We start from the raw sequence: 22,942 nt of genomic DNA, 5'->3' as shown, positions 1-22,942 counted from the left end.
CATCACAGTAACAGGTGTCGTTATAAGTAATGTGTATGAAGCAAGATGAGTGCCAACACGCGTTAACACGCTGATTTATGCCCGATAGCCGGTTTTCCTTCTGATTTCAGCGCTGAATTGTTCACGGCATAGCCGGATATTTTCGGCCTTAGCGCAGCCCCCCGAAAAATGATAATCCCCGCCTGCACTGCGACGGTGCAAATCACCTGATTTGCGCGTTCAGCCATTGCTTTGTGTTATGTCACCACAACAAAGCGCTATTGGTCTGCGCGGCCCGTTCCTCATTACTCTTTCCCCTGTAGTGACTCATCGCTGTCCGTCTTTTTACGTTCGATAAAAACAATGGAATCCCAGGACCATGCCTGATATCGCCGATCGCTTAAAAAATGTCTCTGTTTCTGCCTCCGTCGCCATGACGCAAAAGGCCCGCGACCTCGCTGCCGCAGGCGTGAACGTTATCGCGCTTTCCACCGGTGAACCGGATTTCCCGACGCCTCTGCACGCCACGGAAGCGGCCTACGCCGCCGCGCTCGGCGGCGACACCCGTTATCCGCCGACTGACGGAACCCCGGCGCTGCGTGCCGCCATCGCGCGTAAATTCCAGCGTGACAGCAACCTGGATTACGACGTGAGCCAGATCCTCACCGCAGGCGGCGCGAAGCAAATCATTTTCAACGCGATGCTGGCGACGATCAATCCGGGCGACGAAGTCGTGATCCCGACGCCGTCGTGGATCAGCTATGCGGATATCGTCAAATTCGCGGGCGGTATTCCGGTGCCGGTGGCCTGCCCGGAAGAGAACAATTTCAAGCCGTATCCGCAGGACATCGAAGCGGCGATTACCCCGAAAACCAAATGGCTGCTGCTGAATTACCCGAGCAACCCGACCGGTTCCGTGGCAACGCGCCAGGAATTGCAGGCGATTGGCGAAGTGATGCTGCGCCATAGGGACGTGTGGATCCTGACGGATGATATCTACGAACACCTGATTTATGACGACGTGACGTTTTACACGCTGGCCGAAGTGGAACCGCGTTTGCTCGATCGCGTGCTGACGGTTAACGGCGTATCGAAAGCCTATTCCATGACCGGCTGGCGTTTAGGTTTTTGCGGCGGCCCGAAAGATCTGATTAAAGCCATGAGTAACGTGAACACGCAAAACAGCGGTGGCGTCACCACGCTCACGCAGGCGGCAGCGGTCGCGGTACTGAATGGCCCGCAGGATTTACTGAAAGCGCGCGCCGAAATTTACCGTCAGCGCCGCGATTACGTGCTGGAGCGTTTAACCTCCGTGCATGAACTGCGTTGCCACAAGCCGCAGGGCGCGTTTTATCTGTTCGTGAACATCCAAGGCTGTATCGGTAAAACCACCGCAGGCGGGCGTCACATCAAAAACGATGCGGATTTTGTGCTGGCGCTGATCGAAGAAAAACACGTCGTCACTGTACAGGGCGCGGCTTACGGCATGAGTCCGTACTTCCGCATTTCCTACGCCACCAGCATGGACGTGTTGCAGGACGGCTGCGACCGGATCGCGGAGTTTTGTGCGGGGCTAAAGGATTAACATCTGAATTAGAATCCTAAAAAACGGGCCTTTTTCGGGCCCGTTTTCTGTTTCATCAGTTCTCTGTTTCATGCAAATGGGATTTTAAAACCCCATTACCGTTTTCACTGGTTTAACGTTATCGCGCAGGCGGGTGAGCCACTGGTTGATCTTACCCGCGACAGCAATGGCTTCGCGTGCATCGCTTTTGATCAGCCGGATGCTCTGGCCGGGCTGAACCTGTGCCAGACGCCATAAATCTTCTTCAATGATGCCCGCGATTTTCGGATAGCCCCCGGCGGTATTGGCGTCGGCCAGCTGGATGATCGGCTCGCCCGCAGGCGGAACCTGAACGATGCCGGGGATTAATCCGTAGGAGCGCATTTCAATAACTTTCGAGGGAGTGACCGGCTCGCCTGATAAGCGGTAACCGGTGCGGTTGCTGTGCAGGGAAACCTTCCACGGCTGCGACCAGAAGCGCGGAAGATCGGCTTCAAACAGGGCATATTCTCCGGCGGGAATGGCGCGCAGTTGCACCAGCCCGTCGGTGCTGGTCGGGAAGACGTTTGCCAGCGCGATCTCCGGCGGCTCGATGCCCATGCCTTGTGCCGGCAAAGGCGAGGTGACGGTAATGCCCGCCGCCAGACGATCGTTTTTCGCCAGCGGTCGCCCGTCTGCTCCGCCAAAGCCGCCGCGCAATGCGGTACTGCGCGAACCCATGACAACCGGCACGTCAATGCCACCGGCGACGCACAAATAGCTGCGGGCACCGGAACGCGGGAACTGCATTTCCAGTGTCTGTCCGGCGCGGACAGAACACGCCCACCAGGGCGGAAGCTCCGCGCCGTCGAGTTTCGTGCGGCAATCCGCGCCGGTGATGGCTATGCTGGTGTCGGTGAGAAACCGGACTTTAAACGGAAACATCTGCACTTCAATGCAGGCAGCGTTTTCGTCGTTGCCCAGCATGATATTGCCTGCGCGAAACGCCAGCGGATCCATCACACCGCTGACGGAAACGCCAATATCACGAAATCCGCTGCGGCCCGCGTCCTGAACGGTATTCAGCGGGCCGGTTTTCACTATTTCAATCACGGCTGATTCGGTCACAGTTCAATCCTTTCTGGCAGAAACCGCACGCTGTCACCCGGCGCCATCAGCGCGGGATTTTCGGCATGTGGGTCAAACAGCGTCAGTTCGGCGAATCCGATGGCGTTCCAGCCGTTTGGCCCAGTGAGTGCGGAAACGCCGGTCTGCGCGCCGCCGATGGTCACGGTGCCTTTGAGCATATTGAGCGAGGGGACTTTTTTACGCGGCGTAGCAAGTGACGGATCCAGCCCGTGGAGATAGCCGAAACCCGGCGCACTGCCCAGTGAAAATACCGTGTAGCGACCCTGAGAATGGCGGTGGATGACGTCGCGTGGCGAAAGCCCGGTATGCTGGCAAACCGCCTCCAGATCCGTGGCATGTTCGCCACCGTAAATCACCGGAATTTCAATCAGTTTGCCTTGCGGATGAACGGCTAGCGCCTGTTCCCACGCCGTACTTAGCAGGGCGAAAGTCGCGTCGTAATCCTCCGGCGTCTGGCGAAACAGCACCAGCAGATTGGTGACGCCGGGGATCAACGATTCGACGTCATCGCGCGCGCGCAATGTGGCCGCCAGCGACCAGATACGACGCTGTGCGGGCAGGTCGAAATCTCCCGGCGCTTCAATCAGCCACGCGCGGCTGCCGATGGTGGAGATTTTGATTTTGTCGCCCTGACTGGCAAGAATAAAAGAGGCGCGGGAAGGCGCCTCGTGCGACACAATGGTCATCGGCTATTCCAGAGGTTCGAATTTAAGGCTGGAGAGCGGTTGAACTTTGTCCTCGCGCACCATTTTGTATTCGGTATTTGGCCCGATCCAGGTATCCCAGATTTTATCGATGGTGCCGTCGTCATCCATCGTTTTCAGGCTGCTGTTCACTTTCGCCAGCAACGCCGGTTCGTCCTTTTTCATACCGACGCCAATCGGTTCCAGCGCCATCGGCTCTTTGATCATCCCCAGTTCGATGCCGTCTTTCCCGGCCTGAGAAATCATTTTGATGGCGGTCATGGTGTTGGTCACAAAACCCACGGCTTTATTCTGTTCCAGTGCCAGAAACGCCGACGCGGCATCCTGGAAAGTCACGGCTTTTGCGCCTGCCAGATAAATGGATTGCTCTGACGTGGTGCCTTTGGTGGCGCTGATGCGTTTACCCTTAAAATCCGCCCGGGTTTTATCGACGTTCGGCTTTTTCACCACCAGCCTTTCTTTCGCCACATAGTACGGGTCGCTGAACTGAATCTGCTGACCGCGGGTTTTGGTGTACGCCAGATTGGCAATCAGCACGTCGGCTCGGCCGGTGGCGATCACCGCAATACGCGCTTCAATAGACGTCGGCATCAGATTGAGCTTAACGCCCATCTGTTTGGCTAACGCCGTACATAAATCGACGTCCATCCCGGCCAGCTGACGCGTTTTGGGATCCGGCGAAGAGAACGGCGGCACATCGGAATATACGGCACAATTAAGCGTACCGCGCGCCTGAATATCAGAGAGAACATCGGCTTTCGCAGAGGAAAAAGCCGCCATCAGTGGCAATGCCAGTAAAGAGCAAGACAGTAATTTGAGTTTCATCATTCATTCTCCGGGACTTTTTAATTAGCGGTGTGACGACAACTTCCCCTGGCTCACTGTGAGCAAAACTGGCTGCGGTTTCTTATAAGGTCAACCCGACTATATAAGCTCAGTCTGGCGTTGTATAAGAAGTAAACCCTGTATGGCGATACGCTTTTTGTATGACCGCAAAAATGGCGGCTCTGCCAGAATAGCCGTCAGTGGCAGACCGCGACTCATAAAGAACAAAGGGTAATCATGAACTCCAGAATGGGTGTTTCGCTAAAAATATTATCAGCCCTGTGCGCCACGTTAATGCTGGCCTGCGTAAAAGGGTTGGGCGGAAATATTCCTACCGGAGAAGTGATATTTTTTCGCTCTTTCGTCGCCTTATTCCCGCTGCTGATCTGGCTAAAATTGCAGGGGCCGGTTATCCCGCAAATAAAAACGAAGAATATATCGGGTCATTTGATTCGCGGATTTTCCGGCACCGGCGGCATGTATTTTAACTATCTGGCGCTGGTGTATATCTCGCTGGCGGACGCCACGGCAATCAGCTACGCCGCGCCGCTTTTTACCGTGGTCATGGCCGCCATTTTACTGCGTGAAAACGTCCATGCCGCCCGCTGGATGGCAGTCGTCGTCGGTTTCACCGGGATTATCGTCATGCTTTGGGCGCATCTGAGTGACAGCGGTTCGCTGCTTTCGGGCGGATTTGTGCAGGCTTCGGCGGGCTGGGTGTGATTCTGGCGCTGCTGGCGGCGATGTGTACGGCGGTGTCTTCGGTGCAGATTCGCTTTCTTAACGGCATTGAAAGGCCGGGCGCGATTGTTTTCTATTTTTCGCTGATGACCATGCTGATAGGTCTGTCGACGATTTTCTTCGGCTGGAAAATTCCTAACACCAGACAACTTTTACTGTTGATCGGCTGCGGATTCTTCGGCGGAATGGCGCAGATCCTCATTACGCTCAGCCTGCGTTACGCCGATGCGTCGCTGCTGGCTCCGTTCGATTACACCACGATGGTCTGGTCGATGATGATTGGTTTTCTGTTCCTCGATAGTCTGCCAACCGCCCCGACGCTGATCGGCGCATCGGTGATTGCCGCCGCCGGGATCATGGCGGTATTAAGCGAAAGACGGCGTGGAAAAGCGTTGTCGTAATGGAATCACGATTTACTTTCGGTGCTAAGTAAACTGGCTGTCTGTTGGACATTAATGGTAAAGCCAAAATGTCCAAATCCCCCGGCAATCCCCTCGCATTTTCCGCCCGTGAAAAAGACACGCCTCAGGCCGTCTGCGCCCTGTGAACCGATCCGAATTATCCGCGTGTAAACGATTTCCATCCGCAGCCGCAGAAATGAATTTATCCGCGACAAATCTCAGCGTGTAGACCGGTTACGGCGGGGTACCGAACAGGCGCAAAGCGTGACACAACAAACGCTTGGACAGCTGATAGGGGGGCGGGTTACCGGTGAAATTCTGAATTAGCACCGTTTACAAGGCGAACCACCCTATAATTTGAGTAAATGTTGAGTAAAAAAAACAAACTTTTCTCAAATTATGCCGTTAACCTGAAAACACTGTTTTATTTTTGAGTGGTATGAGGTTTGCTATGCAAGAGTCCGGTCAGATTTTTGAAGAGGCCTGCAGAATGGTGGGTGAATGTTGTTTGATGCTTGCTCAGAATTGTGAAGAAGTCAGCCGCAGGCGCATTGTTTTCTGTCTCGAACGTGCGCAGGAAGAAGCGCTGGATTTCCACGGGAAGCCGAACTCGGCGTTACAACTGGCGATTAAACACATTAAAGGCTTATGAATGGCCAAATCATCCGTTTGCGGCCTCATGCAGGTAATTAAACTGAGGTGTTTATGAACAATCCGTCTTTTGCTTCCCGTCAGATTGGGGATTTTGCCGTGACAGCCCTGAGCGACGGAAACATGGCAGCCAGCCTGGAACTGTTGTCAGGCATTGATACGGCAGACGCCGCTGAGATACAACGTGACGCCGGGCTGGCGGAGCCCGGTAATATTCATATCAACGGTTATCTGATCCGCGGGTTGGGGCGCACCATTCTGGTCGATTCCGGCACCGGCGGACTCAACAATTCGGGCGGCGAACTGGGTGAAAAGCTGCGTTTAGTGGGCGTTAATCCTGAAGATATCGATACCGTGCTTCTGACGCACGCGCACCCGGATCACATCGGCGGCCTGCTCGACGCACAAGGGCAACCGGTTTATCCCAATGCTGAGATTCATATTCATCCTCTTGAAGCGCAATACTGGCGTGATGACAGCAAAATGATGCAGGTCGCCGAGCACCGGCAGCGTAACTTTTTACTGGCGCGCCGGATGCTGACGGCTTACGCGGCGTCGCTGAAATTCCTGGATGGCGGAGAAATTGTCAAAGGCATCCGCTCCGTCTGGCTGCCCGGCCACACGCCGGGGCACAGCGGATATCGCATCAATTCAGGTGAACAAAGTCTGCTTATTTGGGGCGATATCGTGCATTTCCCGCACATTCAGTCCGCGCAGCCCGGCGTTTCTATTGCGTTCGATTGCGATGCGGTTCAGGCAGAAACCACGCGTAAAACGATTATGGCGCAGGCCGCGCATGAAAAACTGCTGGTGGCGGGTATGCATTTCGGCGAGCCGGGTTTTGCGCATATTAAAACCGTTTCAGGTGGTTACCGCGTCGTGTACCCGGAGAACTGAAAGACTTTAACCGGTGACGTTGAAGCGCCCCAAAGCATGATCCACACTGATTGGAATGTCGGATACCGTTAATCCTCAAACTTTGCGAAACGGATGTCGTTTGCCTGAAGGGGTCTGTGATGCTCAAACAAAACCGCAACGTCAAACTGGATGAGGATATCTGTGTCCATATTTTTACGGCTTCCGCGGCGATGGTTGGCGTCTGCATTACGGTTATCGGGATCTTTCAGGTCATCACGACGTTAAGAAAGGAAGGGACGCTGGGGATGATTTGCTGGCGGTGAACGCCATTTTGTATCTGGCGAGCACTATCCTTTCTTACTGGGCTCTACGAACCCGAAACGTGGGGCGTAATCATAAGCTGGAAAAAATTGTCGACGTGCTTTTTCTGGTCGCGCTGACCTTCACCACGGTCGTCGCCGGGGTGATTACCTGGGCGATGACATTTACGTGATAGCTTTTTTAAAACAAAAAAGCCCCGCTGACAAGGTGCCTGCGGGGCTTAAAAAAGGGGAGAGTTACAGGGTATAACCGGGTTTTTTCGCCATCTGCTCTAGTGCCGGTCTGATGACCGGATCATACACATCGCTTTTCCACGCATCCGGCTGAACTTCGGTCAGCATCACGGATATGGCCTTGTCCGTCGTCCCCAAATGATTAATCAACACTTCGGAAAGATCATCAACCAGCTTCTGAGTCGCTTCTTCTGAAAGACCGCGCGGATAAAATTTCAAATCAAGATGTGGCATTACGTTGCTCCTGTCGGATTGGGTCGAACCATTTTCCCTAAAACTACCGTAATTCACCCTAGCCCAGCAAACCTAAATGCTCAACCAGAATGGACGTGCCAATGCCAATCAGCACGATGCCGCCGAGAACTTCGGCCCATTTTCCGATGGCCGCGCCCAGAAAACGGCCAAGCAGCATGCCGGAGGTTGCCATGATGGTGGTTGCGGCACCAATTGTCAGCGCCATCACCAGAATATTCACTTGCAGGAACGCGAGCCCGACGCCCACGGCCATTGCATCCAGGCTGGTGGCGATCGCGGTGGTGACCAGTAACCAGAAACCGTGACGGCGTGGCGCTTCGGTTTCTTGGGTTTTATCGTTTTTGAACGCCTGCGCAATCATACGAACGCCAAGAATCAGAAGCAGGGTGAATGCCACCCAGTGATCCCAGCTCATAATAAACTGGCTGGCTGCAAGACCGATTGCCCATCCGATCACCGGTGTTATGGCTTCAATCACGCCAAAAATTAATCCGGTACGCAATGCCTCTTTCAGCGGGGGCGGTGCAACGCGGCACCTTTGCCGATAGCCGCCGCGAAGGCATCCATAGACATACCAAAAGCCAGAATGAGGATAGTATAAAGTTGCATAAAAACGGACCGGTCAGGCCTTTGGTGACAAAAAGGCGGTTTATTATCAGAAGCGCGCAGTTTGCCACAAAAAACAAAATAAAAAAACCATAACATTCAATCAGTTATAGTATTGGTTAAGAATGTTAGCCTTGGCTATATTTGTATGAAAAGGCTTCATTTAGCCTGGGATTCATCCGCAGAAAGGCAAAAAAGTCAGTAATCCTAATTTGTTAGGTTCAGAGGGAGGTATTCAGTAAATCTCAGCGGGTGAGGTGCAGCCTGCGGGCGGCTGAGCCGGTGATCACGCATCACCGGCTCCCGTAATCTGATCCCTTAAACCTTACGCGATGCCGGCCCCGTCGCTTCTTTGGAAAAACGTGCGGTGATGGCGTCGCGTTCATAGCCCTGACGCTGTGTCAGAATCGAATATAATTCCGGGCGGCGGCCATAGATCCAGCGGCGGCCGGAACTCATGGGGATCAGCGTCAGATCGAGTTCGGCGCTGACCATCGCATCGCTGGCCGCCCAGGTTTCGTTGATGATCCGGCCATAAGGGTCGAGGATCATTGCGTTGCCGGTGCGGACTTCACCGGCATCTGCGCCGACGCCGTTGCTGAATAAAATGAATATCCCGTTATCGTGAGCGCGTGACGGCAGCCAGCGCAGGATCCATCCCCGGCCACTTTCACCTTTAAAGGCAGCGGTAATTTCTTCCTGTCTTTCGGCGCGTTGTTCCCATAATTCCAGCGGAACGGGCTTCATTCCGTGCGGACTGCGCGAATGCGTGCCGCCGGTCTGATGGGGTGCCAGCAGGATATCCGCGCCGAGCAGCGTGGTCGCGCGTACGTTTTCCACCAGATTATTGTCCCAGCAAATCAGGATCCCGACCTTTACGCCCCACGGCGTATCAAACACGGTAAAACCGTCGCCGCAGCTAAAGGCAGGGTGCTCAAACGCATGCAGCTTGCGGTGCGCGTGATAAGAACCGTCCGGCATGCAGGCCACGTAAGTGTTGTAAATCCGGCCATCGGCCGCACGTTCGATAAGCCCCGCACCAATCAGCATCTGATTTTTTGCCGCCAGCGCGCGGATAAGCGCCAGCGACGGGCTGGTTTCCAGCGGTTCAGCCAGCGCATTTACTTCTTCCGCCGACAAATTTGGTACATGCCAGTAACCGGTGATGCACATTTCCGGAAAGGCCAGGATCTTCACGCCCTGCGCGGCGGCCTGCTGAATGTATTTCTCCATGATCAACAGGTTGTAGGCTTTATTACTGGCCTGATGCTGAAACTGTACGACTGCTGTCTTTATTGATGTTAATCCGCTCATTGCTGTTCTCCGCAAACGGTCATAAAGGGTGACTTTCATTGGCATTACAGCAATCTGGCTGATAACTTTATAATGAAACTTTGTTCATTTTTGATAACCATAGGGAATGCAAATATGAATACCCGGCTGCTGAAGGCTTTTGTGGTGCTGGCTGAAAAAGGAAATTACGCACAGGCGGCGCAGGCACTGTCGATATCGCAACCCGCGCTGACCAAGCAGATCAACCTGCTCGAATCCAGAGTCAATCTGGCGTTGTTTACGCGGGGTCGCCACGGCACCGCGCTGACGGCGGGCGGCCAGCGGTTGTTACCGGAGGCACGAAAAGTCGTCGGGCAGGTCGGGCAATTTCTGTATCACGCAGAACAGGTGTCGAAGGGGCGCGAGGGGTTTCTGGCGGCGGGCTTTGGGTTGTCGAGTTTTTATTTTGCACCGGGCTGTATTGCGCGGTTTCGCAAGTGTTATCCCGGCGTTGAGATCACCCTCGAGGATCTGCCCTCGGCGCAGCAATACGAAATGCTGCAAAGCGGGGCGTTGCAGGTGGGATTTGTCCGTGTGCCCCCGGCAAAACCGCTCAGCTATCACAGCCTGTTTGAAGACTGTCTGGTACTGGTCACGCCGGAAAACACCGGCATGAGCCTCGAAAGCTGGCTGCAAAAATTGCCGTTACTGCGTTTGTATCCTGAACGGGGCGGCGGCCTGAACACCCAGACGACGCTGTTCCTGCACGAACGGCACATCTTCCCCGCTGCCACTCAGCAGGTTGAGGACATCCAGACGATTGTCGCGCTGATTGTTGCCGGTATCGGCGTGGCGTTATTGCCGCAAAGCGTGGTGCATATTGCGCCGCCGGGGCTCAATATTATCCCGATTCCGGGCGAGGCGACCCGCTGGCAGGTGGGGATCGCCTGGGATCCGCGTCATGACGATTCTGTTCGCGATAATTTTATTGCGATCGCAAAAGGCTTTGTTCGTTAAATGTTTCTTTTATGTAAAGAAAACGAGGTTGTTTAGGCGGCGAACAGGTGTCAGCAGCTATACTCTGAAAACTGGACAACAAAAGTTGTCCTGAGACATCGCGAAGCCACTTATGACACATATAAAAAAGAAATCATCGCTGCTTACTGTGACGGTGGCCTGTATTGGCGTCGTGTATGGCGACATCGGTACCAGCCCGTTGTATACCCTGCGGGAATGCCTGACCGGCCAGGCGGGCATTACCCTGACGCAAAGCTCGCTTTTCGGCTTTTTGTCACTGATATTCTGGCTGCTGATGCTGGTCGTTTCCGTCAAATACATCAGTTTTGTGATGCGCGCCGACAACGATGGCGAGGGGGGATTCTGACACTGATGTCGCTGGCGGTGCGCAATCTGAGCCCGCGCTGGGTGCCCCTTATCATGTTCCTCGGGCTGGTGGGCGGCAGTTTCTTCTATGGTGACGGCGTCATTACTCCGGCCATTTCGGTGTTGTCCGCCATTGAAGGGCTGGAAATCATCGAACCTTCCCTCGATCGTTTTATCATTCCGTTTTCCATTGCCGTTCTGACGTTGCTGTTTTTCATTCAGAAAAATGGCACCGGCAGCGTGGGGAAAATCTTCGCGCCGGTGATGGTCATTTGGTTTGTCACCATTGGCCTGATGGGCCTGAGCGGGATTTTGCGTAATCCGCAGGTATTGCAGGCGCTGAACCCCTACTGGGCGTTGCATTTCTTTGCGGAATACAAAACCGTGTCGTTCTTTGCGCTCGGTATGGTGGTGTTGTCGGTGACCGGTGGCGAAGCGCTGTATGCTGACATGGGACATTTCGGTAAAAAGCCGATACGCATTGCATGGTTTATTCTGGTCGGGCCGTCACTGGTGTTGAACTATTTCGGGCAGGGCGCGTTGTTGCTCAGCAAGCCTGACGCCATCCAGAATCCGTTTTTCCTGCTGGCACCCGACTGGGCGCTGATCCCGCTGCTGATACTGGCGACGCTGGCAACGGTGATTGCCTCGCAGGCGGTGATCTCGGGGGTATTTTCCCTGACGCGTCAGGCTGTACGGATGGGTTATCTGCCACCGATGCGCATCATCTACACCTCGGATGAAGAGTCGGGGCAGATATACATTCCGGTCGTCAACTGGCTGCTGTATTTCGCGGTATTGATTGCCATCCTCAGTTTCAAGCATTCCAGCAATCTGGCGTCGGCCTACGGCATTGTGGTGACCGGTACCATGGTCATTACCTCGCTGCTGATTGGCATCGTGATGGTGAAAAACTGGGGCTGGAAAACCTGGGCTGGCGGGCTGATGATGGCGGTGATGCTGCTGATTGATGTGCCGCTGTTTGCCGCGAATCTGGTCAAACTGTTCTCCGGCGGCTGGCTGCCGGTGGCGATTGGCCTCGCAATTCTGGTGATTATGCTGACCTGGAAAACCGAGCGTTCCCGCCTGCTGCGCCGTTTGCGTCAGGATCCGGAAGCGCTGGAAGCCCTGATCGTGTCACTGGAAAAAGCGCCGCCAAAACGCGTACCGGGCACCGCCGTGGTGATGTCGCGCGGGCAATATGAAGTGCCGCTGGTGCTGCTGCATAATCTTAAACACAACAAGATATTGCATGAGCGCGTGATATTGCTGACGGTCGCGACGGAAGACGTGCCTTACGTTCACAATGTCCGGCGTGTCACGATTGAGCAGCTTTCGCCGACGTTCTGGCGGGTTATCGCAAGTTATGGCTGGCGGGAAAAACCCAATGTCAGCGATATTTTGTACCGCTGCGGGCTGGAAGGGCTGAAGTGTACGATGAATGAAACATCGTTCTTTATGTCGCGGGATACCTTTGTATTGGGCGATCCGCGTCCGTGGTATTTAAAAGCGCGCGGGAAACTGTTCCAGATATTGCAGCGAAACTCGCTGCGTGCGCCGGAGCATTATCACATACCCCCAAACCGGGTGATTGAACTGGGTGCGGTGGTGAAATTCTAAAGACCCACGGCCCGGTTCTGGCTGAAGATGCCGTGAACCGGGGCGTGCGGGAAGCAGAACAGATTAGCTCTGCGGATCCTGAAGTTCGGTGATATTTGCTGCCTGAGGCGATGACGTGGTGGTGTCCGTCTGCGATTGCAGAACGGTCACTGGCACTGATGGCGTCGTGGCCGGAGTCGTTGTGGTTTCAGTCTGCGTCCTGGTTGCCGGAGTCGTTGTGGTCGTTGCCGGTGTTGTCGTTGTTTCAGTTTTAGTCGCCGCCGGTGTGGTGGTCGTCGTGGTTGCGGCTGGGGTTGTGGTTTCTGTCGCCGTTGTTGACGTTCCCGTAGCGGCAGGTGTTGCGGTCTGCGCCTGTACGTCGGCTGCCGGTGCTTCAATTTGCGTTGGCAGGGCCGGGATCGGTTCTAACGGCACCGATTCTGACTTAGGTTTCGGAACCGGGGTTGTCGCGCGCACCAGGAATGTCGGTTTGAGATTCGCAACGGAATAGGTCACATGGCTGATATCGTTGCGTGACGTTGTCACATCGACAGGCGATATGGTGACACGTCCAATCAGTGAGCGGGCATAGCCGCCGACCTTATGTTTCCCTTCAGGAAGTTGTACCTCCACGCTCTCTCCAAGCCCCAGCGCCGCGGCATCTTTGCCATCAATGGTGACGTAAATTTTGGTGCCATCGTCAGTCTTTGTCGGAACGTGGGTTACGGTCAGCCGCGTTGAGCCAAGATCGAAAGCCGGTTGTTCGGCGGTTTTCGTTTTTGCGCAACCTGTCAGTGCGAAAACGGCCGCGACGGCGGCCAGGATGAAACGATAACTCATAGTGCGACGTCTTCCTTTAAGGGATTTTTGTGATCTGCGCACCAATATACCCGATCTTAGGATTGAGATGAATGTCACAGCGGGGAACTCAGAGGATTCTTCTTTTCAGTGTGTAACTTTCACCAAATTTTCGGTTGAAGCGCTTCGTCAATTTGTGTATTTTTATGCAAATTATCTGCATAAAATTACAAACACAAAGGAGTGTCCATGTTCAAGTCTTTAGTTCTCACCGGGTGTCTGCTTTCTTCCTTAATCACTTCCGCCTACGCTGCACAGACCACTTATGTGGTCGGTTCCGGCGGCACGTATCGTCCTTTCGAATATGAAAACAGCCAGAAACAGCTGGAAGGGTTTGATATCGACATCATCAAAGCCATCGCCAAAGCGGAAAACTTTGACATCAAAATGGTTAACACGCCGTGGGAAGGCATTTTCGCCACCCTGAATTCCGGTGATCGCGACATTATTATTTCCGGCATCACCATTACCGACAAACGTAAAGCGATGGTCGATTTCTCTGCGCCGTATTTCCCGGCAGAACAGTCCATCGTGGTGCCAGCGGATTCTAAAGTGAATTCCGTTGCCGCGCTGAAAGGCCTGAAAGTCGGCGTCGTGAACTCCAGTACGGGTGACATCGTGGTGTCTGACGAACTGGGCAAAAACAGCACGGACATCAAACGTTTTGATAACACGCCGCTGATGTTGCAGGAACTGGCGGAAGACGGCATCGGCGCGGCGGTTGGCGACGTTGGCGTGGTGAAGTACTACATCAAATCTCATCCTGAAAAGGCCCTGAAACTGGTGCCAGACAGCAAGTTCGAACGTCAGTATTTCGGTATTGCGGTCGCGAAAGACAACACGGAACTGTTGGGTAAAATCAACGCCGGTCTGAAGACAATCGTGGCCGACGGCACTTACGCAAAAATCTACGAAACCTGGTTTGATAAGAACGTGCCCACGCTGCCAGCGCAATAAATCCCCCAGAAAAATATTGATACGCAGGGGCGTGAAAGCGCCCCTGAACAAGGACAGGTATGACCGGATTTCGCTGGGAGATAATCTCAGAATATGCGCCGCTGTTTGTGCAGGGCGCGCTGATGACCATCAAATGCACCCTCATTTGCGTTATTTTAGGCACCACCTGGGGCTTGCTGCTCGGCCTCGGACGCATGGCCCGCGCCGACGACGGCCCGTGGAAATACGTGCTGCGTTTTGCCGTGCAATGGCCGGTGCGGATTTACGTCAGCGCATTTCGCGGTACGCCGCTGTTTGTGCAGATTATGGTGGTTCACTTCGCGCTGGTTCCGCTGTTCATCAATCCGCGTGACGGGATTTTAGTCACCAACGGCCTGATGTCTTCCGATTTCGCCCGTGCATTACGCTCAGATTACGGCGCGTTTTTATCCTGTGTGGTGGCGATCACGCTGAACGCGGGGGCTTACGTTTCCGAGATTTTCCGGGCCGGGATCCAGTCGATTGATAACGGCCAGATGGAAGCGTCGCGCGCGTTGGGCATGGGCTGGGGCAAGACGATGCGCAAAGTGATTTTGCCGCAGGCGTTCCGCCGCATTCTGCCGCCGCTGGGCAATAACGCGATTGCGATTGTGAAGGATTCCTCGCTGGCATCCGCCATCGGCCTGGCCGATCTGGCTTACGCGGCGCGCACGGTTTCCGGCGCTTACGCGACCTACTGGGAACCCTACCTGACCATTTCGCTGGTGTACTGGGTGCTGACTTTCCTGCTCTCGTTACTGGTTCAATACATGGAAAAGAGGCTTGGCAAAAGTGATTCACGTTAAGGATTTACAGAAACAGTTCGGTGAAACCCACGTTTTGCGCGGCATTTCGTGTGATATCGCAGAGAAAGAAGTGGTGTGCATCATCGGACCTTCCGGCTCGGGGAAAAGTACCTTTCTGCGTTGCCTTAACGCGCTGGAAAAACCAAACGGTGGCGAAGTGGTGGTGAACGGTTTCGCGGTACATGACCCGAAGACCAACCTGAATACGCTGCGTTCCGGTGTCGGGATGGTGTTCCAGCGCTTTAATCTGTTCCCGCACATGACCGTGCTGGAAAACCTGATTATGGCGCCGATATCGCTGAAAGGTTTATCGAAAGCTGACGCGGTTTCCCGCGCTGAAAAACTGCTGCAAAAAGTCGGGCTGATCGACAAAATCGACGCCTGGCCTTCCAGCCTTTCCGGCGGTCAGCAGCAACGAGTGGCGATTGCCCGCGCGCTGGCGATGGAACCTTCGATCATTTTATTCGACGAACCAACGTCTGCGCTCGATCCCGAGCTGGTCGGCGAAGTGCTGGCCGTGATGAAACAACTGGCGCTCGAAGGCATGACAATGGTGATCGTGACTCACGAAATGGGTTTTGCCCGCGAAGTGGCGGATCGCGTGGTGTTTATCGATCAGGGCGTGATCCAGGAACAAGGGCCGCCAGCGCAGCTCTTCACTGCACCGACCAATCCACGTACCCGCGAGTTTTTGAGCAAAGTGCTGTAATCCGTTATCCGGAGGTTTATTGAGCCTCCGGATGATGGCAGCAGATACAAAGCTTATTCCCGTCCGCATCCCTGAAGTAGGCCCCGTAGTAATCAGGATGATAATGCGGGCGTAAGCCCGGCTCACCTTCACAACTCGCTCCGTTTTCGAGAGCATAGGTATAAATCCTGTCTACGATCTGACGGTTATTGGCCAGTAATGCCACCATTTGCCCGTTCCCCGAACTCGCCGCTTCGCCATCATGAGGTTTACCGACGATAAACAAAGGGCGCGGCGCACCTTCCGCCATCCAGCCCGCCCAGGGTTTACCGGCGTCGCAAAATTTCAGGACATGCCCCAGTTCGGCCATTACATCTGAATAAAATGTGAACGCACGTCCGAAGTCGTTAACACCCAGGTGAATATGTGAAATCATTTTACCCCCTATCTGCTGAAACTCATTTATAGCCGGTAATTGAGTGATTTGTCGCCTTTTGAGTTTGAACGGCAAAAGTCCGCACCCTGATTTTGTGATAAATTACCCTCAAATTCCCTGCATTCCGAGGCTCCATGATTACCCCGCAAAACCGTACAACCCGCGAAATGAAGATTAACAACGTGGTGCTGGTCTCTCAGGCGTTGAAATCACTGGGCTCTGCGACCAAAGCGGAGGTGGCGGCGCAAACGGGGCTGAGCATCGCGACCTGCGGCGCGGTGCTCAATGAATTACGTCTGACGCGTGAAGTGCTGGCGCTGGAACTGGACGAGTCGCGCGGCGGGCGGCCTGCACAGCGTTATGCTTATAACCCTGATTATTTCTCCGTGCTGAGTCTGTATGCCCAGGGCAGCGATGCGGCGGCGCAGATCATCTGGTCGGTAAATTCGGCCACGGGCGTGAGCCTGGCGCAGGGCGAAGTGCGCTTTCTGCCGCTCGGCCTGGAGACGTTTTATCAGCAGATTGCCGGGTTGCTGGCGGATTACCCGAACATTAAAGCCATCGGCATCGGCCTGCCGGGCGTGGTGGTGAAAGGGTGCGTAGCGACCTGCGATATCAGCGCGTTTGCCGGTGTGAATGTTGAGCAGCAACTTCGCGCCAGATTCGGTATTTATGTGCAGGTGGATAACGACATGAACTATACCGCCTATGGTTTTTACCGCAGCAGCTGCGCGGGAGAAACCGCGCCGGTGGCCTACATTTTCAAGCCGGACGTGCCCTGTCTCGGCTGCGGAATGGTCATCAACGGGCGGGTGTTGCAGGGTGCAAGTCAGTTCGCGGGCGAGGTGTCGAACCTGCCGTTTAAAGATCTCGACAAACAGCCGGTCGCGGAAGAAATGGCCAATGTTATTGTCTCGTTGACCGCCATTATCAACCCGGCGACGATTGCGCTGTCTGGCCCGAAAATCAGCGCGGCGCTGCTCCCCGAACTCACCGAACGCTGTCAGGAACATATCCCCGCACAACATATGCCCACGCTGATTTACCGTCCGTCGATGCGGCAGGACTATCTGCAGGGCATCACCGAACTCACTCTCAATAATTACAATCTGCACATCGCTTTCGGAAACTAATCGCGCGACAAGCGTTGACTTTGCTTTGGCACAGTCAATATACTTCGTACTTATTAAAAGTCTTTTAATAACCATACAGTACAGCACAGGAGTGCACTTTGTCACTGTCACCTGAATTAGAAAAACCCGCTGAGTGGGTCGGCGCGCCGGGCAGGCGTGTTGCGACGCGGATGATATTTTTTGTCACCGGCATGGCGATGGGGCTGTGGGGCGCGCTGGTGCCTTACGCGCAGTTGCGTACTCATTCCGAAGCCGGTGCGCTCGGCATGCTGCTGTTGTGTCTCGGCGCGGGATCGTTGTTGTCGATGCTGGGCTCCGGGCGGATCATCGGCCGGTTTGGTTGCCGTGCGGTGATCTTCGCCGCTGTGGTGCTGTATTGCCTGATGATGCCGCTATTGGCGATGTTCAGCGATATCCGGCTGATGGCGCTCAGCCTGTTCATTTTCGGTATGGGCATCGGGCTGGCGGATGTGGCCGTGAATGTGCAGGGAACAATGGTTGAACAGGCGGCGGATAAACCGCTGATGTCCGGTTTTCACTGCCTGTGGAGCGTCGGCGGGATTGCCGGTGCGGGCGGCGGTGCATTGCTGCTCAGTGCCGGTATCTCGCCGGTGGGCAGTACAATTTATGCCATCGTGCTGGTGATTCTGGGTACCGCATTTTCGTGGCGCAGCCTGTTGCCGTTCGGGGCGCATGAAGAAAGCGCGCACGAAGGCAAAGCCAAAGCGCGCCCGAATTTCCGCCTGATCCTGATGGCGATTATGGCGATGATTTGCTTTATGGCGGAAGGCGCGGTGCTCGACTGGGGCGGTGTTTTCCTGACCGGCGAACGCGGACTGGCGCTTGAACATGCGGGCTGGGGCTTTGCGGTATTCGCCATCGCGATGTCCGTAATGCGTCTGACCGGCGATGCGATTGTCAGCGCGCTGGGCCGTAAACGGGTACTGGTGTTTGGCGGTATTCTCGGGATTGCCGGTTATCTGATGGTGATCCTGCTGCCGGGCTGGTTCCTGCCGATCTGCGGTTTTGCGCTGGTCGGGATTGGTGCGGCGAACATCGCGCCGGTGTTGATCACGCTGGCAGGCCAGGAAAAAGTGATGCCGGTGAACATGTCGGTGGCGTTTGTCGCGACGCTCGGCTACCTCGGGATATTGGGCGGACCGGCGCTGATTGGTTTTGTCGCTCACCTGTCGAGTTTGTACGTGGCATTTTCCGCCGTCGCCGCCGCATTCCTGATCGTGACGTTCGGTGCATACAAATTAAAATATCAGGCTGATTAATAAAAGTTTATAACTGAGTGGCATTTTGCCTGCTGGTGTGCAGACCCCCGCCAGCCTTTTTTTGTTTATGATGATTGTTTTAAATCCGACCCTGTAAGGAGCTGTAATGGCCGTAAAACTTATTGCCGTCGACATGGATGGTACTTTCCTGGATCAGGATGGTGAATTTAATAAAGCCCGTTTTCTCGGGCAGTACGATCAAATGCTGCTACGTGGAATCAAATTTGTCGTCGCCAGCGGCAACCAGTATTACCAGTTAAAATCCTTCTTCGATGACATCGACGAAGAGATCGCTTACGTGGCAGAAGGCGGCGGCTATGTCGTTGACAAAAGACGCGAAATTTACTGCGGAAAACTTGAACCCGAACAGGTTACGTTGGTTCTGGACTGGATCAGCCGCACGCCGGGGATTAACACTATCGTCTGCGGCAGGCTGGGCGCGTATGTGCTGGAAGGCACGCCCGAAGCGTTCATCAGCCGGATGCGTCGCTATTATCATCGTCTGACCAAAGTGCAAAGTTATGCAGAAATCAGCGATACGATTTTTAAATTCGCGCTGAGCTACGTAGAAGACGACGTTTACCCGCTGATGGGGGAAATCACAGAACAGCTCGGCGGGATTGTCGCGCCGGTCACCAGTGGTCACGGATCCATCGACCTGATTATTGCCGGGAATCACAAAGCCAGCGGGCTGAGTAAAATCCAGCAGATGTACGGTATTCGCGATGATGAAGTGCTGGCATTCGGTGACAGCGGTAATGATCTGGAAATGCTGCGTTACGCGGGCTACGGCTTTGCGATGGAGAATGCGTCCGAACCGGCAAAAGCGGCGGCGAAATACCGCGCGCCTTCCCACGAAAAAGAGGGCGTGTTGCAGGTGATTGATGATGTATTCAACGGCCGACCGCCGTTCGCATGACCGGCGTTAACCGGAATTAAACCGGGTAACACGAAAAGGCTGCCGCAGATTCCGGCAGCCTTTTTTATTGCGCGTCTTGCCGTCATTACGGTACGTAATCAGGCGGAACGCCGTTGTCGCCCGGCTGAGCCGGGGAGTAATCCGGCGGCACCGGGCTTTGCGGCGCGGAGTCCTGACGGTCGCTGTAGCTGGCGTCCACCGGCACTTTGTTGCCTTTGGCGTACATGCATTGGGTGTAAACCGTATCGTACTGATCCTGCAAATCGCCGCCACTGGCACCGGCACTGTTACTGCCCATCGCGCTGCCGATTAACAGCCCGCTGCCTGCGCCGATCAGCGCGCCTGCACCGGCCTGATGCGACGCCGCGCCCAGTAGCGCACCGGCGGCTGCCCCTACGGCCGTGCCTGCCGCCGCCGTATTCACCGCCGTATTATTGGCGGTTTGTGCGCCGCCGTTCACGCTGCTGTAAGCCGCATTTCGGCAGGACATTTCATCCATCTGAAACTGTTGATAGTCCTTTCCCGTGCCCGGCAAAACCATCACGTCCGGGCGGGTCGGGGGAGATACGCAGCCGGAAAGCGCTGCGGCCAGGGCGATAACCGCCAGCGGAGTAAACCTGTTCATGACATTATCGCCTGTTAACGTGGAGCTGAATCACCCACTACGACCTTCATCCAGCCGCGCGCACAGCGCTGCACTTGCGGGTAATATCCCGCCGGATTCTGGCAGTAGTAAGCATAATTAGGGGTTTTCTCGACGTAAGTCTGAGGTTGCGCAGGCGCAACATAGACAACCGGCGGTGGCCCGTAATATACCGGCGGCGGCGGACCCCAGGGAATACCGATAACAACACGCGGGCCGCCATACCAGCCACGGCCGTAATAGCCATGACCGTAGCCATGACCGTAATAACCTTGACCGTAATACCCATTGGCAAACGACGCAGGGCTGGCCGACATCAGCACACCAGCGGTAAGCATCAACAACAACAGCCTTTTCATAACCACCTCGAAGCACATTGACCGGATGCACGGAGCGGCACAAAAACACCCCTCCTGAGGGTAAAGATACGCTTTCACGGTGTAAAAGGTTGGCGTCAGATGAGGGGGAATGTGACAAGAGATTGGCAGTAATTGTGTATAAAGAATTCATGGGGATATGTTTATTGACGAAGCGAAGCGACACGCCTCTTAAGAACCTGCGAATCAATGTATTGACGCGGTGGCTCCCCCATGACCCGTTTGAATGCGGCAGAAAAAGCGCTTTCTGATTCATAGCCCAGGCTGAACGCAACCGTCGAAACGCGCGCGCCCGCTTCGGCCAGTTTTTTTACCGCCATCAGCATTCTCAGTTCAGTCAGGTAGTTCATCGGGGACGTTCCTACCGTTGCACTGAATCGCGTGGCGAACGCGGTACGGGACATCACGGCGACGTCAGCCAGGGTAGCCACTGTCCAGCGCCGGGCCGGAGTCGCGTGCATTGCGGCGATCGCAGACGTCATCTTTGGATCCGCCAAAGCGAATAGCCAGCCGACCCGGCCCGATGCCATTTCGGACAAGTGGAATCGCAAAACCTTGATCAAGGTGATTTGCACCAAATGTTCTACCACCGATTCGTAGCCAGGCCTGGCCTGTTGGAGTTCTTCAATCATCTCCTCAATGGCACGGCGCAGCGAAGCTCTGGCGGCCGGATCCTGTATTTGCACAATTGCGTCCAGCACACTGACCAAAAAGTGTGAGAAGCCAACTTCAAATTCAAAATGGGCAGCGAACATCATGCATTTACCCCCGCCGTTGAAGCTGGCGATCGAACCGTTCTCACGCCCTTTAAACATCAGAGCCGCATCGATGGGGTCAAGCTTAAGGTCACTCGCCAGCGTGAAAGGGCGCCCGCTGGGCAGCACCACACAATCGCCGGACATCAGAAGCGTCGGTTCAGGTTCACCATCCACCTGAACCCAGCACTCACCGAAGGCAACGGAATAGAAATACGCACCGCTGTGAGCCGGAAACCGTATGGCGATATCGCCCCCGACATCGGTTGCACCCACCTGGTAACTGCGTGGCCTGGACAGCCTGATTATTTCAGAAAGCGGATCCATAGAATTGAACGAATGAATAAGAAATATGAACGATGAATTATAGTTCGTTCCATCGTCCCTTCATATAGTGAGGCACACAACAAAGGCGAGCCGATCGCTTTTGCGCTGCCTGTCAGTGCATTGACTTCTTTCTCAAAAATGGAATTATCCGATGAAACCGCTTCGTCCAAATTATTTCAGAATCTTACTTTTGGCCTTGAGCAGCCTGATTTCGGGATGTGCGATTTCCACGCCGCAGCGGCTGCCACCGCTGGCCGCGGGAGAGAAGGGCGAAGATCCGGTTTACGTGGTGGTGACGAGGGCTAATATTAAGCCGCAGATGCGTTCGACCTTTGATCAGGTCGCATCCGGCGTCGTGAAGACACTCCACAACCAATCCGGACTTATTACTTATTCATTGCGTCGTGAAATTTTTGGCACACAGGAGTGGACGATGACGGTATGGCGTTCCGCACAAGCACGCGATGCGTTTGGTGGAAGCCCTGCGCACCGGGACGCCATGAAGCTGACATCGACGCTGGTCAATGAATTTACGGTTGAACGGTTTGTTATCAGGCGGGACGAACTGGCATTGAGCTGGACGGATGCACTGGCGAGGCTGCCTGTAGCGGGCGCCGGTAATGAATAAACAACAAAGAGCAGTAAACTTCTCTTCGACGAAAATCGCTCCGTTTTATTCATTGACATCAATGGGCCATACATACCGCCGGATGATTTCGGCGGTATTCCGGTTCTACAGCGCGTTTTTTTGCGCCGTAAAGCGCCGGAATGCCGCCAGCGTTTCGTCGCTGACATGATGTTCCACACCTTCCGCATCGAGACGCGCGGTTTCCGCACTGATGCCCAGCGCGATGAAAAAGGCTTCAACGACGTTATGACGTTCGCGGTTTTCAGCCGCCAGTTTCTCACCTTCCGGCGTGAGGAAGGTGCCGCGATACGGCAACTGATGAACCAGCCCGGCGTTGGCCAGACGTTTCAGCGTTTTCGCCACCGTGGGCTGTGAAACGCCCAGACGTGCGGCCAGATCGACCTGTCGTGCTTCACCAAATTCATGGATTAAGTCTGAAATCAGCTCAACGTAATCGTCCATTAATTCCCGGCGATGCGCCTCGCGCACCTGTAAAAAACCCTGAGCGTGTTCTTCCACATCCAGTAATGGATTTATTTTTTTTTCTTCTTTCACTACGCCTGCCTCTTTCTTGCTCAACGGTTTTCCACCGCAGCC

The 22,942-nt window shown here is 54.7% G+C and carries 24 protein-coding genes and 3 pseudogenes; 15 read left to right on the top strand and 12 right to left on the bottom strand.

Translation table 11 applies throughout. The features are described from left to right. The first annotated feature begins 358 nt into the window (after window positions 1–358). Entirely contained in the window at window positions 359–1,564 is a 1,206-nt protein-coding gene (locus ACM5QY_RS24250) for a pyridoxal phosphate-dependent aminotransferase (protein ID WP_416123209.1), read from the top strand. A gap of 84 nt (window positions 1,565–1,648) precedes the next feature. Here ACM5QY_RS24250 and ACM5QY_RS24245 read toward each other — a convergent pair whose 3' ends face one another. Genes ACM5QY_RS24245 through ACM5QY_RS24235 form a run of 3 tightly spaced genes read right to left on the bottom strand, consistent with a single transcriptional unit; the run spans window position 1,649 to window position 4,200 of the window. Continuing rightward, the gene (locus ACM5QY_RS24245; RefSeq protein WP_416123421.1) at window positions 1,649–2,635 is read right to left on the bottom strand and encodes a 5-oxoprolinase subunit C family protein; all 987 of its coding nucleotides are present in this window, start codon (window positions 2,633–2,635) and stop codon (window positions 1,649–1,651) included. Between the two features lie 11 nt (window positions 2,636–2,646). After that, window positions 2,647–3,357, bottom strand: a complete 711-nt coding sequence (gene pxpB, locus ACM5QY_RS24240) for a 5-oxoprolinase subunit PxpB (RefSeq protein ID WP_416123208.1) — start codon at window positions 3,355–3,357, stop codon at window positions 2,647–2,649. A gap of 3 nt (window positions 3,358–3,360) precedes the next feature. Then, window positions 3,361–4,200, bottom strand: a complete 840-nt coding sequence (locus tag ACM5QY_RS24235; RefSeq protein WP_416123420.1) for a transporter substrate-binding domain-containing protein — start codon at window positions 4,198–4,200, stop codon at window positions 3,361–3,363. A 237-nt stretch (window positions 4,201–4,437) separates the two neighbouring features. On the opposite strand from ACM5QY_RS24235, the pseudogene ACM5QY_RS24230 reads away from it, so the two are divergent. The 5 genes and pseudogenes from ACM5QY_RS24230 (at window position 4,438) to ACM5QY_RS24210 (ending at window position 7,344) form a co-directional block, all read left to right on the top strand. Continuing rightward, window positions 4,438–5,342, top strand: a pseudogene (locus ACM5QY_RS24230) (DMT family transporter). Window positions 5,343–5,853: 511 nt separating this feature from the next. Beyond that, complete coding sequence (locus ACM5QY_RS24225) at window positions 5,854–5,994, top strand: hypothetical protein (protein WP_416123207.1); 141 nt, start codon at window positions 5,854–5,856, stop codon at window positions 5,992–5,994. A 53-nt stretch (window positions 5,995–6,047) separates the two neighbouring features. Beyond that, window positions 6,048–6,890, top strand: coding sequence for an MBL fold metallo-hydrolase (locus ACM5QY_RS24220; RefSeq protein WP_416123206.1), 843 nt, complete (start codon window positions 6,048–6,050; stop codon window positions 6,888–6,890). A gap of 119 nt (window positions 6,891–7,009) precedes the next feature. Continuing rightward, window positions 7,010–7,174, top strand: coding sequence for a hypothetical protein (locus ACM5QY_RS24215; RefSeq protein ID WP_416123205.1), 165 nt, complete (start codon window positions 7,010–7,012; stop codon window positions 7,172–7,174). Beyond that, the gene (locus ACM5QY_RS24210; protein WP_416123204.1) at window positions 7,162–7,344 is read left to right on the top strand and encodes a hypothetical protein; all 183 of its coding nucleotides are present in this window, start codon (window positions 7,162–7,164) and stop codon (window positions 7,342–7,344) included. The genes ACM5QY_RS24215 and ACM5QY_RS24210 overlap by 13 nt, the downstream gene beginning before the upstream one ends. 64 nt (window positions 7,345–7,408) lie before the next feature. Here the strand turns inward: ACM5QY_RS24210 and pptA are convergent, their stop codons facing one another. The 3 genes and pseudogenes from pptA to ACM5QY_RS24195 form a co-directional block, all read right to left on the bottom strand. Continuing rightward, complete coding sequence (gene pptA / locus ACM5QY_RS24205; RefSeq protein ID WP_416123203.1) at window positions 7,409–7,639, bottom strand: tautomerase PptA; 231 nt, start codon at window positions 7,637–7,639, stop codon at window positions 7,409–7,411. 58 nt (window positions 7,640–7,697) lie between these two features. After that, window positions 7,698–8,269 (bottom strand): annotated as a pseudogene (gene mntP / locus ACM5QY_RS24200) (manganese efflux pump MntP). A 315-nt stretch (window positions 8,270–8,584) separates the two neighbouring features. Then, a complete protein-coding gene (locus ACM5QY_RS24195) occupies window positions 8,585–9,580 on the bottom strand; it encodes a nitrilase family protein (protein ID WP_416123202.1) in 996 nt (331 codons plus the stop codon). A gap of 114 nt (window positions 9,581–9,694) precedes the next feature. Here ACM5QY_RS24195 and ACM5QY_RS24190 point away from each other — a divergent pair, with 114 nt between their 5' ends. Next, window positions 9,695–10,555, top strand: coding sequence for a LysR family transcriptional regulator (locus ACM5QY_RS24190; RefSeq protein WP_416123201.1), 861 nt, complete (start codon window positions 9,695–9,697; stop codon window positions 10,553–10,555). A gap of 112 nt (window positions 10,556–10,667) precedes the next feature. Further along, window positions 10,668–12,541, top strand: a pseudogene (gene kup / locus ACM5QY_RS24185) (low affinity potassium transporter Kup). Between the two features lie 63 nt (window positions 12,542–12,604). Here kup and ACM5QY_RS24180 read toward each other — a convergent pair. Then, window positions 12,605–13,360: a hypothetical protein gene (locus ACM5QY_RS24180; protein ID WP_416123200.1), complete on the bottom strand. Its 756-nt coding sequence runs from the start codon at window positions 13,358–13,360 to the stop codon at window positions 12,605–12,607. A gap of 207 nt (window positions 13,361–13,567) precedes the next feature. Between ACM5QY_RS24180 and ACM5QY_RS24175 the strand changes: the two genes are divergently transcribed. The 3 genes from ACM5QY_RS24175 to ACM5QY_RS24165 are packed head-to-tail and all read left to right on the top strand — an operon-like array spanning window position 13,568 to window position 15,868. Further along, complete coding sequence (locus ACM5QY_RS24175; RefSeq protein ID WP_416123199.1) at window positions 13,568–14,335, top strand: basic amino acid ABC transporter substrate-binding protein; 768 nt, start codon at window positions 13,568–13,570, stop codon at window positions 14,333–14,335. 59 nt (window positions 14,336–14,394) lie between these two features. Then, the gene (locus ACM5QY_RS24170) at window positions 14,395–15,159 is read left to right on the top strand and encodes an amino acid ABC transporter permease (RefSeq protein ID WP_416123198.1); all 765 of its coding nucleotides are present in this window, start codon (window positions 14,395–14,397) and stop codon (window positions 15,157–15,159) included. Then, complete coding sequence (locus tag ACM5QY_RS24165; protein WP_416123419.1) at window positions 15,146–15,868, top strand: amino acid ABC transporter ATP-binding protein; 723 nt, start codon at window positions 15,146–15,148, stop codon at window positions 15,866–15,868. The genes ACM5QY_RS24170 and ACM5QY_RS24165 overlap by 14 nt, the downstream gene beginning before the upstream one ends. A gap of 16 nt (window positions 15,869–15,884) precedes the next feature. Here the strand turns inward: ACM5QY_RS24165 and ACM5QY_RS24160 are convergent, their stop codons facing one another. Beyond that, entirely contained in the window at window positions 15,885–16,283 is a 399-nt protein-coding gene (locus tag ACM5QY_RS24160) for a VOC family protein (protein WP_416123197.1), read from the bottom strand. A gap of 134 nt (window positions 16,284–16,417) precedes the next feature. Between ACM5QY_RS24160 and ACM5QY_RS24155 the strand changes: the two genes are divergently transcribed. From ACM5QY_RS24155 to ACM5QY_RS24145, 3 genes are all read left to right on the top strand, one after another. Next, window positions 16,418–17,416, top strand: coding sequence for an ROK family protein (locus ACM5QY_RS24155; protein ID WP_416123196.1), 999 nt, complete (start codon window positions 16,418–16,420; stop codon window positions 17,414–17,416). 98 nt (window positions 17,417–17,514) lie between these two features. Then, the gene (locus tag ACM5QY_RS24150) at window positions 17,515–18,696 is read left to right on the top strand and encodes an MFS transporter (protein ID WP_416123195.1); all 1,182 of its coding nucleotides are present in this window, start codon (window positions 17,515–17,517) and stop codon (window positions 18,694–18,696) included. A gap of 106 nt (window positions 18,697–18,802) precedes the next feature. Beyond that, window positions 18,803–19,615 carry a Cof-type HAD-IIB family hydrolase gene (locus ACM5QY_RS24145; RefSeq protein WP_416123194.1) on the top strand — a complete coding sequence of 271 codons (813 nt, stop codon included), beginning with the start codon at window positions 18,803–18,805 and terminating at the stop codon, window positions 19,613–19,615. Window positions 19,616–19,700: 85 nt separating this feature from the next. Here ACM5QY_RS24145 and ACM5QY_RS24140 read toward each other — a convergent pair whose 3' ends face one another. The 3 genes from ACM5QY_RS24140 to ACM5QY_RS24130 form a co-directional block, all read right to left on the bottom strand. Next, window positions 19,701–20,240: a glycine zipper family protein gene (locus ACM5QY_RS24140; RefSeq protein ID WP_416123193.1), complete on the bottom strand. Its 540-nt coding sequence runs from the start codon at window positions 20,238–20,240 to the stop codon at window positions 19,701–19,703. A gap of 14 nt (window positions 20,241–20,254) precedes the next feature. Beyond that, the gene (locus tag ACM5QY_RS24135) at window positions 20,255–20,617 is read right to left on the bottom strand and encodes a hypothetical protein (RefSeq protein ID WP_416123192.1); all 363 of its coding nucleotides are present in this window, start codon (window positions 20,615–20,617) and stop codon (window positions 20,255–20,257) included. A 161-nt stretch (window positions 20,618–20,778) separates the two neighbouring features. Further along, window positions 20,779–21,717 carry an AraC family transcriptional regulator gene (locus ACM5QY_RS24130; RefSeq protein ID WP_416123191.1) on the bottom strand — a complete coding sequence of 313 codons (939 nt, stop codon included), beginning with the start codon at window positions 21,715–21,717 and terminating at the stop codon, window positions 20,779–20,781. Window positions 21,718–21,868: 151 nt separating this feature from the next. On the opposite strand from ACM5QY_RS24130, the gene ACM5QY_RS24125 reads away from it, so the two are divergent. Further along, window positions 21,869–22,345, top strand: a complete 477-nt coding sequence (locus ACM5QY_RS24125) for an antibiotic biosynthesis monooxygenase family protein (RefSeq protein WP_416123190.1) — start codon at window positions 21,869–21,871, stop codon at window positions 22,343–22,345. Between the two features lie 105 nt (window positions 22,346–22,450). Here ACM5QY_RS24125 and mntR read toward each other — a convergent pair whose 3' ends face one another. Then, complete coding sequence (gene mntR / locus ACM5QY_RS24120) at window positions 22,451–22,924, bottom strand: manganese-binding transcriptional regulator MntR (protein ID WP_416123189.1); 474 nt, start codon at window positions 22,922–22,924, stop codon at window positions 22,451–22,453. Window positions 22,925–22,942 lie beyond the last annotated feature (18 nt).

Origin of the sequence: Rahnella sp. PCH160 (genome assembly GCF_047784855.1) — a bacterium.
Taxonomy (GTDB): domain Bacteria; phylum Pseudomonadota; class Gammaproteobacteria; order Enterobacterales; family Enterobacteriaceae; genus Rahnella.
This window is presented reverse-complemented; position numbering and strand designations above follow the sequence as displayed.

Excerpts from the sequence above, each read along its gene's own strand:
- ACM5QY_RS24250 (WP_416123209.1), top strand. The coding sequence starts at position 359 with ATGCCTGATATCGCCGATCGCTTAAAAAATGTCTCTGTTTCTGCCTCC.
- pxpB (WP_416123208.1), bottom strand. The coding sequence starts at position 3,357 with ATGACCATTGTGTCGCACGAGGCGCCTTCCCGCGCCTCTTTTATTCTT.
- ACM5QY_RS24235 (WP_416123420.1), bottom strand. The coding sequence starts at position 4,200 with ATGAAACTCAAATTACTGTCTTGCTCTTTACTGGCATTGCCACTGATG.
- ACM5QY_RS24225 (WP_416123207.1), top strand. The coding sequence starts at position 5,854 with ATGCTTGCTCAGAATTGTGAAGAAGTCAGCCGCAGGCGCATTGTTTTC.
- ACM5QY_RS24220 (WP_416123206.1), top strand. The coding sequence starts at position 6,048 with ATGAACAATCCGTCTTTTGCTTCCCGTCAGATTGGGGATTTTGCCGTG.
- ACM5QY_RS24215 (WP_416123205.1), top strand. The coding sequence starts at position 7,010 with ATGCTCAAACAAAACCGCAACGTCAAACTGGATGAGGATATCTGTGTC.
- pptA (WP_416123203.1), bottom strand. The coding sequence starts at position 7,639 with ATGCCACATCTTGATTTGAAATTTTATCCGCGCGGTCTTTCAGAAGAA.
- ACM5QY_RS24195 (WP_416123202.1), bottom strand. The coding sequence starts at position 9,580 with ATGAGCGGATTAACATCAATAAAGACAGCAGTCGTACAGTTTCAGCAT.
- ACM5QY_RS24190 (WP_416123201.1), top strand. The coding sequence starts at position 9,695 with ATGAATACCCGGCTGCTGAAGGCTTTTGTGGTGCTGGCTGAAAAAGGA.
- ACM5QY_RS24180 (WP_416123200.1), bottom strand. The coding sequence starts at position 13,360 with ATGAGTTATCGTTTCATCCTGGCCGCCGTCGCGGCCGTTTTCGCACTG.
- ACM5QY_RS24175 (WP_416123199.1), top strand. The coding sequence starts at position 13,568 with ATGTTCAAGTCTTTAGTTCTCACCGGGTGTCTGCTTTCTTCCTTAATC.
- ACM5QY_RS24170 (WP_416123198.1), top strand. The coding sequence starts at position 14,395 with ATGACCGGATTTCGCTGGGAGATAATCTCAGAATATGCGCCGCTGTTT.
- ACM5QY_RS24160 (WP_416123197.1), bottom strand. The coding sequence starts at position 16,283 with ATGATTTCACATATTCACCTGGGTGTTAACGACTTCGGACGTGCGTTC.
- ACM5QY_RS24155 (WP_416123196.1), top strand. The coding sequence starts at position 16,418 with ATGATTACCCCGCAAAACCGTACAACCCGCGAAATGAAGATTAACAAC.
- ACM5QY_RS24145 (WP_416123194.1), top strand. The coding sequence starts at position 18,803 with ATGGCCGTAAAACTTATTGCCGTCGACATGGATGGTACTTTCCTGGAT.
- ACM5QY_RS24140 (WP_416123193.1), bottom strand. The coding sequence starts at position 20,240 with ATGAACAGGTTTACTCCGCTGGCGGTTATCGCCCTGGCCGCAGCGCTT.
- ACM5QY_RS24135 (WP_416123192.1), bottom strand. The coding sequence starts at position 20,617 with ATGAAAAGGCTGTTGTTGTTGATGCTTACCGCTGGTGTGCTGATGTCG.
- ACM5QY_RS24130 (WP_416123191.1), bottom strand. The coding sequence starts at position 21,717 with ATGGATCCGCTTTCTGAAATAATCAGGCTGTCCAGGCCACGCAGTTAC.
- ACM5QY_RS24125 (WP_416123190.1), top strand. The coding sequence starts at position 21,869 with ATGAAACCGCTTCGTCCAAATTATTTCAGAATCTTACTTTTGGCCTTG.